Source organism: Mycobacterium paraseoulense (assembly GCF_010731655.1).
Classification (GTDB): Bacteria; Actinomycetota; Actinomycetes; order Mycobacteriales; family Mycobacteriaceae; genus Mycobacterium; species Mycobacterium paraseoulense.
Map to the genome: position 1 here is coordinate 5895713 of NZ_AP022619.1, position 14082 is coordinate 5909794.

A 14082-nucleotide genomic window follows, 5' to 3' on the forward strand; every position below is an offset into this window, starting at 1 on the left:
GCCCGGTTTGCCTCGGGATAGCCTGGGGACCGGCGCAGTCGAGGGAAGGACCTAGGAGCAGGTGTCATCGCTAGCCCGAACCGCACGGACGGACGTCGTGCTGGTGGGTGCGGGCATCATGAGCGCCACGCTGGGTGCGTTGCTGCGGCGGCTGCAACCGGACTGGTCCATGACCGTTGTCGAGCGGCTGGACGCCGTCGCCGCGGAAAGCAGCAGTCCCTGGAACAACGCCGGCACCGGGCACTCCGCGCTCTGTGAGCTCAACTACACGCCGCAACGCTCCGACGGCTCGATCGACATCACGAAAGCGGTCCGCATCAACGAGCAGTTCCAGGTGACCCGGCAATTCTGGGCCTACGCCGTCGAGCACGGGATCCTGACCGATACCGGCTTTCTCAACGCGCTGCCGCACGTGAGCTTCGTGCGCGGCGCGCAGCGCGTGGATTTCCTGCGCCGCCGGCAGCGGGCCCTGGCCGGTAACCCGCTGTTCGCCGGCACCGAATTCATCGACGACGCGCACGAGTTCGCCCGCCGGCTGCCGTTCATGGCCGCCAAGCGCGACTTCTCCGAACCGACCGCGCTCAACTGGGCCCCCCACGGCACCGACGTCGATTTCGGTGCGCTGGCCCGCCAGCTCATCGGCTTCTGCGTGCGGGGCGGCGCGACCGCGCTGTTCGGCCACGAGGTCCGCGATCTGACCCGGCGATCCGACGGCGGCTGGACGCTGCTGGTCCGCAATCGCCGCACCGGCGAAAAGCACCGGCTGAAAGCCAAATTCGTCTTCGTCGGGGCGGGCGGTGACGCGCTGCCATTGCTGCAGAAGTCCGGCATCAAAGAGGTCAGGGGCTTCGCCGGATTCCCCATCGGCGGCCGGTTCCTGCGCACCGACAACCCGGCGCTCACCGCCGCGCACCGGGCAAAGGTGTACGGGGTTCCGGCGCCGGGAGCCCCGCCCCTGGGCGCGCTGCACCTGGACCTCCGGTTCGTCAACGGCAAGCCGTGGCTGGTGTTCGGGCCGTTCGCCGGCTGGTCACCGAAGTTCCTCAAATACGGCCGCCTCAGCGACCTGCCCCGCTCGGTCAAGCCGGACAACGCGGTGTCCATGCTCGGCGCCGGCCTCACGCAGCTGCGGCTGGTCAACTATCTGCTCGGCCAGCTGCGGCTGTCGGAGCCGGACCGCATCCACGCGTTGCGCGAATTCGCGCCCAGCGCGGTTGATTCCGACTGGGAGCTGACCGTGGCCGGGCAGCGCGTGCAGGTGATCCGGCGGGACCGGCGCAGGGGGGGCGTGCTGGACTTCAGCACCACCGTGCTGGCGGCCGCCGACGGCAGCATCGCCGGGCTGCTCGGCGGCTCCCCGGGGGCGTCGACGGCGGTGCCGGCCATGCTCGAGGTGCTTCAGCGGTGCTTCGGCGACCGGTACCGTTCCTGGCTGCCCGCCCTCAAGGAGATGGTGCCGTCGCTGGGGGTCGAGCTGGCCCGTGAGCCGGCGTTGTACGACGAGGTGTGGTCCTGGGGCACCCAGGTGCTGGGGTTGAAGTCCGATTCGGGGGTGCGGTCATGAGTGAAGCGTTGCGTCGGTCCTGGGCCAAAGACCTTGACGCCCAGACACTTTACGAGCTGCTCAAGTTGCGGGTGGAGGTGTTCGTGGTGGAGCAGGCCTGCCCGTACCCGGAGCTCGACGGGCGCGACCTGCTCGCCGAAACGCGACACTTCTGGCTCGAGACGCCCGAGGGCGAGGTGATCTGCACGTTGAGGTTGATGGAGGAACACGCCGGGGGCCGCAAGACGTTCCGGCTCGGCCGGTTGTGCACCAAACGCAGCGCCCGCGGGCAGGGCCACACCACCCGGCTGCTGCGCGCGGCCCTGGCCGAGGTGGGCGACTACCCGTGCCGCATCGACGCGCAGACCTATCTGGCCGACATGTACGCCCAGCACGGCTTCGTCCGCGCCGGTGAGGATTTCGTCGACGACGGCATTCCCCACGTGCCGATGCTCAAGCCCTCACGCCCGCCTCCTCAGGCCGATACCCGGCCTGAATCGTCGGCGGGCGGGCCGGGCTCCGGCCTGACGGAGCTACCGTGAAGCCGTACCCGTTCAGCGCGATCGTCGGGCACGACCAGCTGCGGCTCGCCCTGCTGTTGTGCGCCGTGCGCCCGGAGATCGGGGGCGCGCTCATCCGGGGCGAAAAGGGCACGGCCAAGTCGACGGCCGTGCGCGGGCTGGCGGCGTTGCTGTCGGCCGCCAACGGCAGCGAGGGGACCGGCCTCGTCGAAATGCCGCTTGGCGCAACCGAAGACCGGGTGATCGGCTCGCTGGACCTGCAGCGGGTGCTGCGCGACGGGGAGCACGCGTTCTCTCCCGGGCTGTTGGCCCGCGCGCACGGCGGCGTGCTCTACGTGGACGAGGTCAACCTGCTGCACGACCACCTGGTGGACGTGCTGCTCGACGCCGCGGCGATGGGCCGGGTGCACATCGAGCGCGACGGCATCTCGCATTCGCACGAGGCCCGGTTCGTGCTGATCGGCACCATGAATCCGGAGGAGGGCGAACTGCGCCCGCAACTGCTGGACCGGTTCGGCCTCACCGTCGACGTGCACGCGTCGCGCGATGTCGACGTGCGGGTGGAGGTGGTCCGCCAGCGGATGGCCTACGAGGCCGACCCGGACGCGTTCGCCGAGCGCTACGCCGACGCCGAGGCCGAACTGGCCCGGCGGATCGCCGACGCGCGCGCGCTCGTCGGTGACGTGGCGTTGCCGGACAACGAGTTGCGGCGCATCGCGGCGGTGTGCGCGGCGTTCGACGTCGACGGGATGCGGGCCGATCTGGTGGTGGCCCGCACCGCCGCCGCGCACGCCGCCTGGCGCGGGGCCACGTCCGTCGGGGAGCAAGACGTCCGGGTGGCCGCCGAGCTGGCGTTGCCGCACCGGCGCCGCCGCGACCCGTTCGACGACCCGGGCATCGACCCCGAGCAGCTGGACGAGGCGCTGGCGCAAGCCGGTGACGGTGACGGTGACCCCGACCACGAGCCCGAGCCCGAGCCGCCGGGCGGTGGGCAGTCCGCCGATGGCCAAGCGCCACAAAGTGGTTCATCGTCGTCATCGAGGCCGCAACCACCGAACGCGATGGGCGACGACCCGCCGCGCCCGCGATCTTCGCCGAAACCGAGCGCGCCGCCGTCGAAGACGTTCCGCGCCAAGGCGCTGACGGTGCCCGGGGTCGGCGCGGGCGCGCCCGGGCGGCGGTCGCGGGCCCGCAATGCCACCGGCAGCGTGATCGCGGCCGCCGGCGGCGACGACAGCGGTTCCGGTGCGCACGGGCTGCACCTGTTCGCCACCCTGTTGTCGGCCGCCGAGCGCGCCGTGGCCGGCCCGTTGCGGCCGGGGCCGGACGACGTCCGCCGGGCGATCCGCGAGGGACGCGAGGGCAACCTGGTCATCTTCGTTGTGGACGCGTCGGGCTCGATGGCCGCGCGCGACCGGATGGCCGCGGTGAGCGGCGCGACGCTGTCGCTGCTGCGCGACGCCTACCAGCGCCGCGACAAGGTCGCCGTGATCACGTTCCGCCAGCACGAGGCGCGGCTGTTGCTGCCGCCGACGTCGTCGGCGCACATCGCGGGCCGGCGGCTGGCGGGATTCGACACCGGCGGTAAGACTCCGCTCGCCGAGGGCCTGCTCGCCGCGCGTGCACTGATCGTTCGGGAGAGGGCGCGCGACCGGGCCCGGCGCCCGCTGCTGGTGGTGCTCACCGACGGCCGGGCCACCGCGGGACCGGACCCGTTGGGCCGCAGCCGGGCCGCGGCCGCCCGGCTGGTGGCCGAGGGCGCCGCCGCTGTGGTCGTGGACTGCGAAACGTCCTATGTGCGGCTGGGTTTGGCCGAGCAACTGGCCCGCCAGCTCGGCGCCCCGGCCGTGCGCCTGGAGCAGTTGCACGCGGATTCTCTGACGCGCGCCGTGCGCGATGCGGCCTGAGGAAGGTAACCGCTCATGCCACAAGGCCGACCGCTGCGGGTCCCCGACGACGGGCTGAGCACCAAGGCGCGCCGCAACACCCCGGTGCTGGCGGTACACACCGGCGCCGGCAAGGGAAAGTCGACCGCCGCGTTCGGCATGGCGTTGCGGGCCTGGAACGCCGGGCTTTCCGTCGCGGTGTTCCAGTTCGTCAAGAGCGCCAAATGGAAGGTGGGCGAGGAGACCGCCTTCGCCCAACTCGGCCGGGTCCACGACGCGCACGACGTCGGCGGGCCCGTCGAATGGCACAAGATGGGCGCGGGCTGGTCCTGGTCGCGCAAGGCGGGCAGCGAGATCGATCACGCGGCGGCCGCGGCCGACGGGTGGGCGGAGATCTCGCGCCGGCTGGCCGGACAACGCCACGACTTCTACGTGCTGGACGAGTTCACCTACCCGCTGAAATGGGGATGGGTGGACGTCGACGAGGTGGTGGACGCCCTGCTGGCCCGGCCCGGCCACCAGCATGTGGTGATCACCGGGCGCGACGCACCGCAGCGGTTGATCGAGGCCGCCGATCTCGTCACGGAGATGACCAAGGTCAAGCACCCGATGGACGCGGGCCGCAAGGGGCAGAAGGGCATCGAGTGGTGAGTGTTCCCGCGGTCGTCGTGGCCGCGCCAGCCTCGGGCAGCGGAAAGACCACCGTCGCAACGGGTTTGATCGGCGCCCTACGACGCGCGGGCCATACGGTGGCACCGTTCAAGGTCGGCCCCGACTTCATCGACCCGGGTTACCACGGCCTGGCGGCCGGGCGTCCGGGCCGCAACCTCGACCCGGTGCTGGTCGGCGAGAATCTCGTCGGCCCGTTGTACGCCCACGGCGCCCGCGGGGCGGACATCGCGGTGATCGAAGGGGTGATGGGGCTTTTCGACGGGCGGATCGCGCCCGCCGCGGCCGGGCCCGCCGAAGGCTCCACCGCCCACGTGGCGGCCCTGTTGGATGCCCCGGTGGTCCTGGTCGTCGACGCACGCGGCCAAAGCCACAGCGTTGCCGCGCTGCTGCACGGCTTTTCGACGTTCGACCCCGCGACGCGGATCCGCGGCGTGATCCTCAACCGCGTCGGCTCGCCCCGACACGAACACGTGCTGCGGCAGGCCTGCGAGCAGGCCGGCGTCGCGGTGCTGGGCGCGATTCCGCGTGCCGCCGAATTGGAGCTTCCGACAAGGTATTTGGGCCTGGTCACCGCGATCGAATACGGGCGGCGGGCGCGGCTCGCAGTCGACGCGATGACCGATCTGGTCGCTCGTCACGTCGACCTGGGGGCCGTGGCGGCGGTTGCCGCGAGCCGGGCCGGCCCGGCCTGGGACCCGGCGGCGGTGGTGGGGGAGACGCCGGGCGGGCGGGCCTGCGTGGCGATGGCGGCGGGCAAGGCGTTCACCTTCGCCTATGCCGAGCACGCCGAGCTGCTGCGCGCCGCGGGGGCCGACGTGGTCGAATTCGACCCGCTGGCAGACCCGCTGCCCGACGGCACCGACGCGGTGCTGCTGCCCGGCGGCTTCCCCGAACAGTTCACCGCGGAACTCTCGGCCAACGACACGGTGCGCCGGCAGGTCAACGCGCTGGCCGCCGCCGGCGCGCCGATACACGCCGAATGCGCCGGCCTCATCTATCTGGCCACCGAACTCGACGGCTATCCGATGTGCGGGGTGCTGGCCGGGTCGGCACGGTTCACCCCGCACCTGACGCTGGCCTATCGCGACGCCGTCGCGGTGGCCGATTCACCGCTGTATTCCGCCGGGCAGCGCGCGGTGGGGCACGAATTCCACCGGACCGCGGTGACTTTCAGCGACGGCTACCAGCCCGCGTGGGTGTACCGGAGCGCGAACGCCGATCCCGTGCCGGATGGCGTCGTGCACGCCGGGGTGCACGCCTCGTACCTGCACACCCACCCGGCGGCCGCGCCGGCCGCGGTGGCGCGGTTCGTCGCGCATGCCGCCGCGGGGCGTCGGCGCCACCATGCCCGTTGACTAGGCTTGCCCGGTGACCGAGAACGCTTACCTCGCCGGACTGCGGCTGGCCGGCAAGAAGGTCGTCGTGGTCGGCGGCGGCACGGTTGCCCAGCGCCGGCTGCCCCTGCTCATCGCGAGCGGTGCGGACGTGCACGTCATCTCCCGCAGCGCCACCCCGGCCGTCGAGGCGATGAGCGGAATAACGTTGTCCCTGCGGGAATACCGCGACGGTGACCTCGACGGCGCCTGGTACGCGATCGCGGCCACCGACGACGCGGGCGTGAACGCCGCGGTGGTCGCCGAGGCCGAACGCCGCCACCTGTTCTGCGTGCGCGCGGACATCGCCGTAGAGGGCACGGCGGTGACACCGGCGTCCTTCAGCTACGCGGGGTTGTCGGTGGGGGTGCTGGCCGGCGGCGAGCACCGCCGCTCCGCGGCGATCCGCTCGGCCATCCGGGAGGCGTTGCAGACCGGGCTCATCACCCCGGACAGCGCCGCCAGCGCCGGCGTGGTGCGCGGGGTCGCGCTCGTCGGCGGCGGCCCCGGCGACCCCGAATTGATCACGGTGCGCGGGCGCCGGCTGCTGGCCCACGCCGACGTGGTGGTCGCCGACCGGCTCGCGCCGCCGGAGCTGCTGGCCGAGCTGCCGCCGCACGTGGAGGTCATCGACGCCGCGAAGATCCCGTACGGGCGGGCCATGGCGCAGGACGCGATCAACGACGTCATGATCGACCGCGCCCGGTCCGGCAAGTTCGTCGTCCGCCTCAAGGGCGGGGATCCGTTCGTCTTCGCCCGCGGCTACGAGGAAGTGCTCGCGTGCGCCGACGCCGGGATCCCGGTCACGGTGGTGCCGGGTGTGACAAGCGCCATAGGGGTGCCCGCGCTGGCCGGCGTTCCGGTCACGCATCGGGCCGTCAACCACGAATTCGTCGTGGTCAGCGGCCACTTGGCGCCGGATCACCCCGAATCGTTAGTGAATTGGAATGCGCTGGCCGCGTTGTCCGGCACCCTTGTTTTGCTGATGGCCGTCGAACGCATCGAGCTTTTCGCCGATGCGCTAATACGGGGCGGCCGACCTGCGGATACGCCGGTGCTGGTGGTGCAGCACGGCACTACCGCTGCGCAGCAGACTTTGCGGGCCACCCTCGCCGACACGCCGGAAAAGATCCGCGCCGAGGGCATCCGACCTCCCGCGATCATCGTGATCGGGCCGGTGGCGGCTTTCGGGCTTTAAACGGTTCTTAAGATTACTGTAAGGTAACCCTTTATGACGGCTCTCAACGACAGTGAGCGCGCGGTGCGGAACTTCACGTCCGCGCGCCCCGATCGTCCGGCCCCGGCGCGCGCCACGCGCCCGGCGGAGACCGCCTCCACCCGCATCAGCAAGTACTACCCGGCATGGCTTCCCTCGCGTCGCTTCATCGCGGCCGTGATCGCCATCGGCGGCATGCAGTTGCTGGCGACGATGGACAGCACCGTCGCCATCGTCGCGTTGCCCAGGATCCAGAACGAGCTGAGCCTCTCCGACGCCGGCCGCAGCTGGGTGATCACCGCGTACGTCCTGACCTTCGGCGGGCTGATGCTGCTGGGCGGCCGGCTCGGCGACACGATCGGGCGTAAGCGCACCTTCATCGTCGGCGTCGCGCTGTTCACCATCTCCTCGGTGCTGTGCGCGGTCGCGTGGGACGAGGTGACCATGGTCATCGCCCGGCTGTCGCAGGGCGTCGGGTCCGCCATCGCCTCCCCGACGGGCCTGGCGCTGGTCGCCACCACCTTCCCCAAGGGGCCCGCGCGTAACTTCGCGACGGCGGTGTTCGCCGCGATGACCGCCATCGGTTCCGTGATGGGCCTCGTGGTCGGCGGAGCGCTGACCGAGGTGTCCTGGCGGCTGGCGTTCCTGGTGAACGTGCCGATCGGGCTGGTGATGATCTACCTGGCCCGCACCGCGCTGCGCGAGACCAACAGGGAGCGGATGAAGCTCGACGCGACCGGCGCCATGCTGGCCACGCTGGCCTGCACCGCCGCCGTCTTCGCGTTCTCGATGGGGCCGGAGAAGGGCTGGGTGTCGATCACCACGATCGGCTCCGGAGCGGTGGCGATGGCCGCCGCGCTGGCGTTCATCATCGTGGAGCGCACCGCCGAAAACCCCGTCGTCCCCTTCGAACTGTTCCGCGACCGCAACCGGCTGGTCACCTTCGCCGCGATCTTCCTCGCCGGCGGGTTGATGTTCAGCCTGACCGTCTGCATCGGCCTGTACGTGCAGGACATCCTGGGCTACAGCGCGCTGCGCGCGGGCGTCGGCTTCATCCCGTTCGTCATCGCGATGGGAATCGGCCTGGGCGTCTCCTCGCAACTGGTGTCGCGGTTTTCGCCCCGGGTGCTGACCATCGGCGGCGGAATCCTGTTGTTCTGGGCGATGATCTACGGCTGGGCTTTCATGCACCGCGGCGTGCCCTACTTCCCCAACCTGGTGCTGCCCATCATCGTCGGTGGGATCGGCATCGGCATCTGCGTCGTCCCGCTGACGCTGTCGGCGATCGCCGGGGTCGGTTTCGATCAGATCGGTCCGGTGTCGGCGATCGCGTTGATGCTGCAGAGCCTCGGCGGCCCGCTGGTGCTGGCCGTCATCCAGGCCGTCATCACCTCCCGCACCCTGTACATGGGCGGCACCACCGGCCCGGTGAAGAACATGAACGACCTCCAGCTGCACGCACTCGACCAGGGCTATACCTACGGCCTGCTGTGGGTGGCCGGGGTGGCCGTCATCGTCGGCGCTGCGGCGCTGCTGATCGGCTACACGCCGGCGCAGGTGGCCCACGCGCAAGAGGTCAAGGAAGCGATCGACGCCGGCGAGCTGTAGCTCGAGGGGTCGCCGACGGCGGCCAACTCCAATGTCCTTGCGCCGGATTCGATAGCGCCCGCGATATCGCATCGGTGGGGCCTCGCATGAGTCCTCGGCTGCTCCGTGCCCGTCCCCGACCAGTTAGGCTGGCCCGCTGTGATCACCCGGATGTCCGAGCTGTTCTTGCGCACATTGCGCGACGACCCCGCCGACGCCGAAGTGCCGAGCCACAAGCTGCTCATCCGGGCCGGCTACATCCGGCCGGTGGCGCCCGGGCTGTACAGCTGGCTGCCGCTCGGCCTGCGGGTGCTGCGCAAGATCGAAGCCGTCGTCCGCGAGGAGATGAACGCGATCGGCGGGCAGGAGATCCTGTTCCCGGCGTTGCTGCCGCGCGCGCCGTACGAGACGACGAACCGGTGGACCGAATACGGCGACGGCGTGTTCCGGCTCAAGGACCGCCGCGGCAACGACTACCTGCTGGGGCCCACGCACGAGGAGGTGTTCACCCTGACCGTGAAGGGTGAATACAGCTCCTACAAGGACTTTCCGGTGTTGCTCTACCAGATCCAGAACAAATACCGCGACGAGGCGCGGCCGCGGGCCGGGATCCTGCGGGTGCGCGAGTTCCTGATGAAGGACTCCTACTCCTTCGACATCGACGAGGCGGGGCTCAAGGCCGCCTACCACGCGCATCGGGAGGCCTACCAGCGCATCTTCAACCGGCTGCGGGTGCGCTACGTGATCGTGTCCGCGGTGTCGGGCGCGATGGGCGGCAGCGCGTCGGAGGAGTTCCTGGCCGAAAGCCCGGTCGGGGAGGACACCTTCGTGCGCTGCCTGGAGTCCGGGTACGCGGCCAACGTCGAGGCCGTCATCACCGCCCGCCCGGAGCCGCCGTCCGCTGAAGTCGTCGCCGGGCTGCCCGAGGCGGTGGTCCACGACACCGGTGACACCCCGACCATCGCCGCCTTGGTGGACTGGGCCAACACCGCGGACCTCGGTCGCACCGTCACCGCGGCGGACACGCTGAAGAACGTGTTGCTCAAGGTGCGCCAGCCCGGCGGGGAGTGGGAGCTGCTGGCCATCGGGCTGCCCGGCGACCGCGAGGTCGACGACAAGAGGCTGGGTGCCGCGCTCGAGCCGGCCGACTACGCGTTGCTCGACGACGCCGACTTCGCCAGGTACCCGTTCCTGGTGAAGGGCTACATCGGTCCGAAGGCGCTGCGGGACAACGGCGTTCGCTACCTCGTCGACCCGCGGGTGATGGACGGTACCAGCTGGATCACCGGGGCGGACGAACCCGGGCGGCACGTCGTCGGCCTGGTGGCCGGCCGCGACTTCACCGCCGACGGCACCATCGAGGCCGCCGAGGTGCGCGACGGCGATCCGTCCCCGGACGGCGCCGGGCCGCTGGTGTCGGCGCGGGGCATCGAGGTCGCGCACATCTTCCAGCTCGGCCGCAAATACACCGACGCGTTCGCCGCCGACGTGCTCGGCGAGGACGGTAAGCCGGTGCGGCTGACCATGGGGTCCTACGGCCTCGGGGTGTCGCGGTTGGTGGCGGTGATCGCCGAGCAGCACCACGACGAGCTGGGGCTGCGCTGGCCGTCGGCGATCGCGCCGTTCGACGTGCACCTGGTGATCGCCAACAAGGACGCGGACGCCCGCACCGGGGCCACCGCGCTGGCCGCCGACCTGGACCGGCTGGGGGTCGACGTGCTGCTCGACGACCGGCAGGCGTCGCCGGGGGTCAAGTTCAAGGACGCCGAGCTGCTGGGCGTGCCCTGGATTCTGGTGGTGGGGCGCGGCTGGGCCAACGGCGTGGTCGAGCTGCGGGACCGCTTCAGCGGCGAGACGCGCGAGCTGTCCACCGGGCCGGCGCTGGCCACCGATGTCGCCGCGGCCCTGACCTGCTAGCCGCAAAACCCTTGCGGCCCTAGTCGTTTCCGCCCGGGAAACTCGTGGTGATGGGCCAGGCGCCCAGCACGCGGTTCCACCGGGCGGCCATCACGGCGCTTTGGGTCAGGGCGGTCGCGGCGAACGCGCGGTCGTCGGCCGTCTCGGCATGCTCGATCACCACGCGCCAGGCCGACGCGCCGTCGTTTTCCATCCGCGCCGCCAGCCGCGCCGCGTCCGCCGCGCTGCCCACCAGGATCGGCAGCTGGTAGCCGGCGGCGGCGACCGGCGCGTTGACCTTGCGGGCGGTCAGCATCGCGATCACGTCGTCGCGGCGCTGCCGGTGCTGGGTCAGGGCCTCCACCACCAGGCCGTTCACGCTGGGCGGCGACAGCGCCGAGACCATGCCGTAGCCGTAGATCGTCGAGTGTTCGATGGCCAGCGCGTCGCACAGGGCGGCGTTGTCGGCGTCCTTGCCGGAGCTCATATCGACGGGCCCCCGGGTACCAGCGCGACCGTGTAGGAGGCCGTGCAGGACGCGATGATCGAGGCGAGCAACCCCGCCCGGTAGCCCGATTCGCCGGCCACCAGGCGGCTGGCGCTGTCCGCCGAGGCGCGCAGTGCGTTGATCACGTCGGACACCGGCGGCGGGGGAGGCGGCGGCCCGGGCGGTTGGGCCGGGCTGGGGCCGACGGTCGTCGTCTCACTCGTCGACGACGTGGTGAGCTTGCCCGCGGCCCGCGAGATCTCCGTGGACAGGGCGCGGGCATGCGCGGCGCGTTGACTGGCGACCACCGTCAGCGCGGCGGCGACCTGCGGTGGATTGCCGACGGCCGCCGCGGCGGCACCGGCCAGCGCGCTGTCCTTGCGGGCCTGGTCCAACGGTCCCAGCAGCTCTTCGACGGCCGGGGGCTTGGGCGGGGACTCGCCGCAGGCGGAGGTGAGGACCCCGAACGCAGCCAGAGCCGCGCCGCCGGCAAGCACACCCCGCCGGTTGACGACGGGATCGGCGCTAGACACAAACACATCCTGCCATCGGTGCGAAGGTGGGCACGAAGCCAGGACGCGATCCCGCCGTCAGACGCGATTCCTGGCGTATCGTTGATAGCTGGCTCTCGCGGGACGGCAGCCTTCGCGTTCCGCCGGGACACTGGAGCCGCCCGCGGGCCAACGGGGGCGGCGACGCCCTCCAGCTGACCGGACAACTCAAGATGAGGAGCTCGCCGTGACCACCGGGCTACCTTCGCAGACGCAGGTGATCGAGCTACTCGGTGATGAGTTCGCGCGCGCTGGATACGAGATCGAAGACGTGGTCATCGACGCGCGGACGCGCCCGCCGCGGATCATGGTGATCGCCGACGGTGACAAAGCCCTCGACCTGGACACCATCGCGACGCTGTCGCGCTCGGCGTCCGCTTTGCTGGACGGCCTCGACGACGTCGCAGACCGCTACGTGCTCGAGGTGAGCTCGCCGGGGGTGGACCGCCCGCTGGCCAGTGAAAAGCATTTCCGCCGCGCCCGCGGCCGCAAGGTCGACGTCGTCCTCGCGGATGGTTCTCGGCTGACCGGCCGGGTCGGCGAGACGCGCGGCGGCGCCGTCGCGCTGGTGGTCCGCGAGGGCCGCGACTATCGGCTGCGCGACATCCCGCTCGCCGATATCGCCAAAGCCGTTGTTCAGGTGGAGTTTTCGCCCCCAGCGCAAGCGGAGTTGGACCTGGCGGGCCAGGCCGACAGGACGGAGGCCGGAGCATGAACCGCGCCAGCGACGATGCAGTGGGGGCGCCCCCGGCCGCGAAGCGGCGAGGGGGACGTAGCGATGTGGGGGCACGCCCCCACAAGTGGGAGGTACCCCCACCCGCTTGCGGGGGAGAGGAGCGGCGCTGATGAACATCGACATGGCCGCGCTGCACGCCATCGAGGTGGACCGGGGCATCTCGGTCAGCGAGCTGCTCGAGACAATCAAATCGGCGCTGCTGACCGCCTACCGGCACACCGAGGGCCACCAGAACGACGCGCGAATCGAGATCGACCGCAAGACCGGCGTCGTTCGCGTCGTCGCCCGTGAGACGGACGACGACGGCAACGTGATCAGCGAATGGGACGACACGCCCGAGGGTTTCGGCCGCATCGCCGCCACCACCGCCCGCCAGGTAATGCTGCAGCGGTTCCGCGACGCGGAGAACGAGCGCACCTACGGCGAGTTCTCCACCCGCGAGGGCGAGATCGTCGCGGGCGTCATTCAGCGGGACAGCCGCGCCAACGCCCGCGGCCTGGTGGTGGTCCGGATGGGGACCGAGACCAAAGCCTCGGAGGGCGTGATCCCCGCGGCCGAACAGGTCCCCGGCGAAAGCTACGAGCACGGCAACCGGGTGCGTTGCTACGTGATCGGGGTGACCCGCGGCACGCGGGAGCCGCTGATCACGCTGTCGCGGACGCATCCCAACCTGGTGCGCAAGTTGTTCTCCCTGGAGGTCCCCGAGATCGCCGACGGTTCGGTCGAAATCGTTGCGGTGGCGCGGGAGGCCGGCCATCGCTCCAAGATCGCGGTGAAGTCCAACGTCCCCGGCCTGAACGCGAAAGGGGCCTGCATCGGCCCCATGGGCCAGCGGGTCCGCAACGTGATGAGCGAGCTGTCCGGCGAGAAGATCGACATCATCGACTACGACGAAGACCCGTCCCGCTTCGTCGCCAACGCGTTGTCGCCGGCCAAGGTGGTGTCCGTGTCGATCATCGACCAGAACGCCCGCGCCGCCCGCGTGGTGGTGCCCGACTTCCAGCTGTCGCTGGCCATCGGCAAGGAGGGCCAGAACGCTCGGCTGGCCGCCCGGCTCACCGGGTGGCGCATCGACATCCGCGGCGACACGCCAGGCGGATCCGATGCGCATTCGGCCGGCCACCCCGAACACGGGGCCACCCACGGGATGGCGCACGACCGCTGACGTGGCAAACCCGCGCGGGTCGCGGAGAGCGGCCGGACCCTCGGGCGGTTCTGACCATCGGATAAGTGACGCTAGACTGAGCCGTGATCCAGCGTGAGCCTTCGGTCTCGGCGCATAGACGTGTAGACGGACCAGTCCGCACGTGCGTCGGGTGCCGGAAGCGAGAGCTGGCCGTCGAACTGCTTCGCGTCGTGGCTGTGTCGGACGGGAACGGCGAACTTGCCGTGATCGTTGACACCGGGACCAGCCTGCCGGGGCGGGGTGCGTGGGTGCACCCCGTACCGCAATGCGTGCAACAGGCGATTCGGCGGCGGGCTTTCACCAGAGCGCTGCGCATCGACCGTCCACCGGACACATCCGCGCTGGTCGAGTACGTGGAAGCGCTCGACCCGCCCGGCAACAGAAGAGGCAGCAAAGAACATGAGCACACCGTGAAGTCCCGATGACCA

The 14082-nt window shown here is 71.0% G+C and carries 13 protein-coding genes; 11 read left to right on the forward strand and 2 right to left on the reverse strand.

Annotated features, from left to right (window positions below; translation table 11 throughout):
* The first annotated feature begins 61 nt into the window (after positions 1-61).
* From mqo to G6N51_RS27760, 8 genes are all read left to right on the forward strand, one after another.
* Positions 62-1564, forward strand: a complete 1503-nt coding sequence (mqo, locus tag G6N51_RS27725; RefSeq protein ID WP_083172941.1) for a malate dehydrogenase (quinone) — start codon at positions 62-64, stop codon at positions 1562-1564.
* Positions 1561-2085 carry a GNAT family N-acetyltransferase gene (locus G6N51_RS27730; RefSeq protein ID WP_083172942.1) on the forward strand — a complete coding sequence of 175 codons (525 nt, stop codon included), beginning with the start codon at positions 1561-1563 and terminating at the stop codon, positions 2083-2085. Before mqo ends, G6N51_RS27730 begins: the two co-directional genes overlap by 4 nt.
* Complete coding sequence (locus G6N51_RS27735; protein ID WP_083172943.1) at positions 2082-3971, forward strand: VWA domain-containing protein; 1890 nt, start codon at positions 2082-2084, stop codon at positions 3969-3971. The genes G6N51_RS27730 and G6N51_RS27735 overlap by 4 nt, the downstream gene beginning before the upstream one ends.
* Before the next feature lie 15 nt (positions 3972-3986).
* Positions 3987-4601 carry a cob(I)yrinic acid a,c-diamide adenosyltransferase gene (cobO, locus tag G6N51_RS27740; protein ID WP_083172944.1) on the forward strand — a complete coding sequence of 205 codons (615 nt, stop codon included), beginning with the start codon at positions 3987-3989 and terminating at the stop codon, positions 4599-4601.
* Entirely contained in the window at positions 4598-5977 is a 1380-nt protein-coding gene (locus G6N51_RS27745; RefSeq protein WP_163750850.1) for a cobyrinate a,c-diamide synthase, read from the forward strand. The genes cobO and G6N51_RS27745 overlap by 4 nt, the downstream gene beginning before the upstream one ends.
* A gap of 13 nt (positions 5978-5990) precedes the next feature.
* Positions 5991-7193 (forward strand): uroporphyrinogen-III C-methyltransferase, encoded by a 1203-nt coding sequence (gene cobA / locus G6N51_RS27750; protein ID WP_083173951.1) that lies wholly within the window; start codon positions 5991-5993, stop codon positions 7191-7193.
* A gap of 33 nt (positions 7194-7226) precedes the next feature.
* Positions 7227-8819, forward strand: coding sequence for an MFS transporter (locus G6N51_RS27755; RefSeq protein WP_083173950.1), 1593 nt, complete (start codon positions 7227-7229; stop codon positions 8817-8819).
* A 138-nt stretch (positions 8820-8957) separates the two neighbouring features.
* Entirely contained in the window at positions 8958-10715 is a 1758-nt protein-coding gene (locus tag G6N51_RS27760; protein WP_083173949.1) for a proline--tRNA ligase, read from the forward strand.
* A gap of 19 nt (positions 10716-10734) precedes the next feature.
* Here the strand turns inward: G6N51_RS27760 and G6N51_RS27765 are convergent, their stop codons facing one another.
* Both G6N51_RS27765 and G6N51_RS27770 read right to left on the reverse strand, forming a co-directional pair.
* On the reverse strand, positions 10735-11181 hold the full coding sequence (locus G6N51_RS27765; protein WP_083173948.1) for a ferritin-like domain-containing protein: 447 nt from the start codon (positions 11179-11181) through the stop codon (positions 10735-10737).
* Positions 11178-11714: a hypothetical protein gene (locus tag G6N51_RS27770; RefSeq protein WP_083173961.1), complete on the reverse strand. Its 537-nt coding sequence runs from the start codon at positions 11712-11714 to the stop codon at positions 11178-11180. Before G6N51_RS27770 ends, G6N51_RS27765 begins: the two co-directional genes overlap by 4 nt.
* Before the next feature lie 205 nt (positions 11715-11919).
* On the opposite strand from G6N51_RS27770, the gene rimP reads away from it, so the two are divergent.
* The 3 genes from rimP (at position 11920) to G6N51_RS27785 (ending at position 14079) form a co-directional block, all read left to right on the forward strand.
* Entirely contained in the window at positions 11920-12447 is a 528-nt protein-coding gene (rimP, locus tag G6N51_RS27775) for a ribosome maturation factor RimP (protein WP_083173947.1), read from the forward strand.
* Between the two features lie 130 nt (positions 12448-12577).
* Positions 12578-13633 (forward strand): transcription termination factor NusA, encoded by a 1056-nt coding sequence (gene nusA, locus G6N51_RS27780; RefSeq protein ID WP_083173946.1) that lies wholly within the window; start codon positions 12578-12580, stop codon positions 13631-13633.
* 197 nt (positions 13634-13830) lie between these two features.
* On the forward strand, positions 13831-14079 hold the full coding sequence (locus tag G6N51_RS27785) for a YlxR family protein (protein WP_308205336.1): 249 nt from the start codon (positions 13831-13833) through the stop codon (positions 14077-14079).
* Positions 14080-14082 lie beyond the last annotated feature (3 nt).

Bases quoted from the DNA above. Each gene is read 5' to 3' on its own strand.
- G6N51_RS27765 (WP_083173948.1), bottom strand. From the start codon at position 11,181: ATGAGCTCCGGCAAGGACGCCGACAACGCCGCCCTGTGCGACGCGCTG.
- G6N51_RS27730 (WP_083172942.1), top strand. From the start codon at position 1,561: ATGAGTGAAGCGTTGCGTCGGTCCTGGGCCAAAGACCTTGACGCCCAG.
- cobO (WP_083172944.1), top strand. From the start codon at position 3,987: ATGCCACAAGGCCGACCGCTGCGGGTCCCCGACGACGGGCTGAGCACC.
- G6N51_RS27755 (WP_083173950.1), top strand. From the start codon at position 7,227: ATGACGGCTCTCAACGACAGTGAGCGCGCGGTGCGGAACTTCACGTCC.
- nusA (WP_083173946.1), top strand. From the start codon at position 12,578: ATGAACATCGACATGGCCGCGCTGCACGCCATCGAGGTGGACCGGGGC.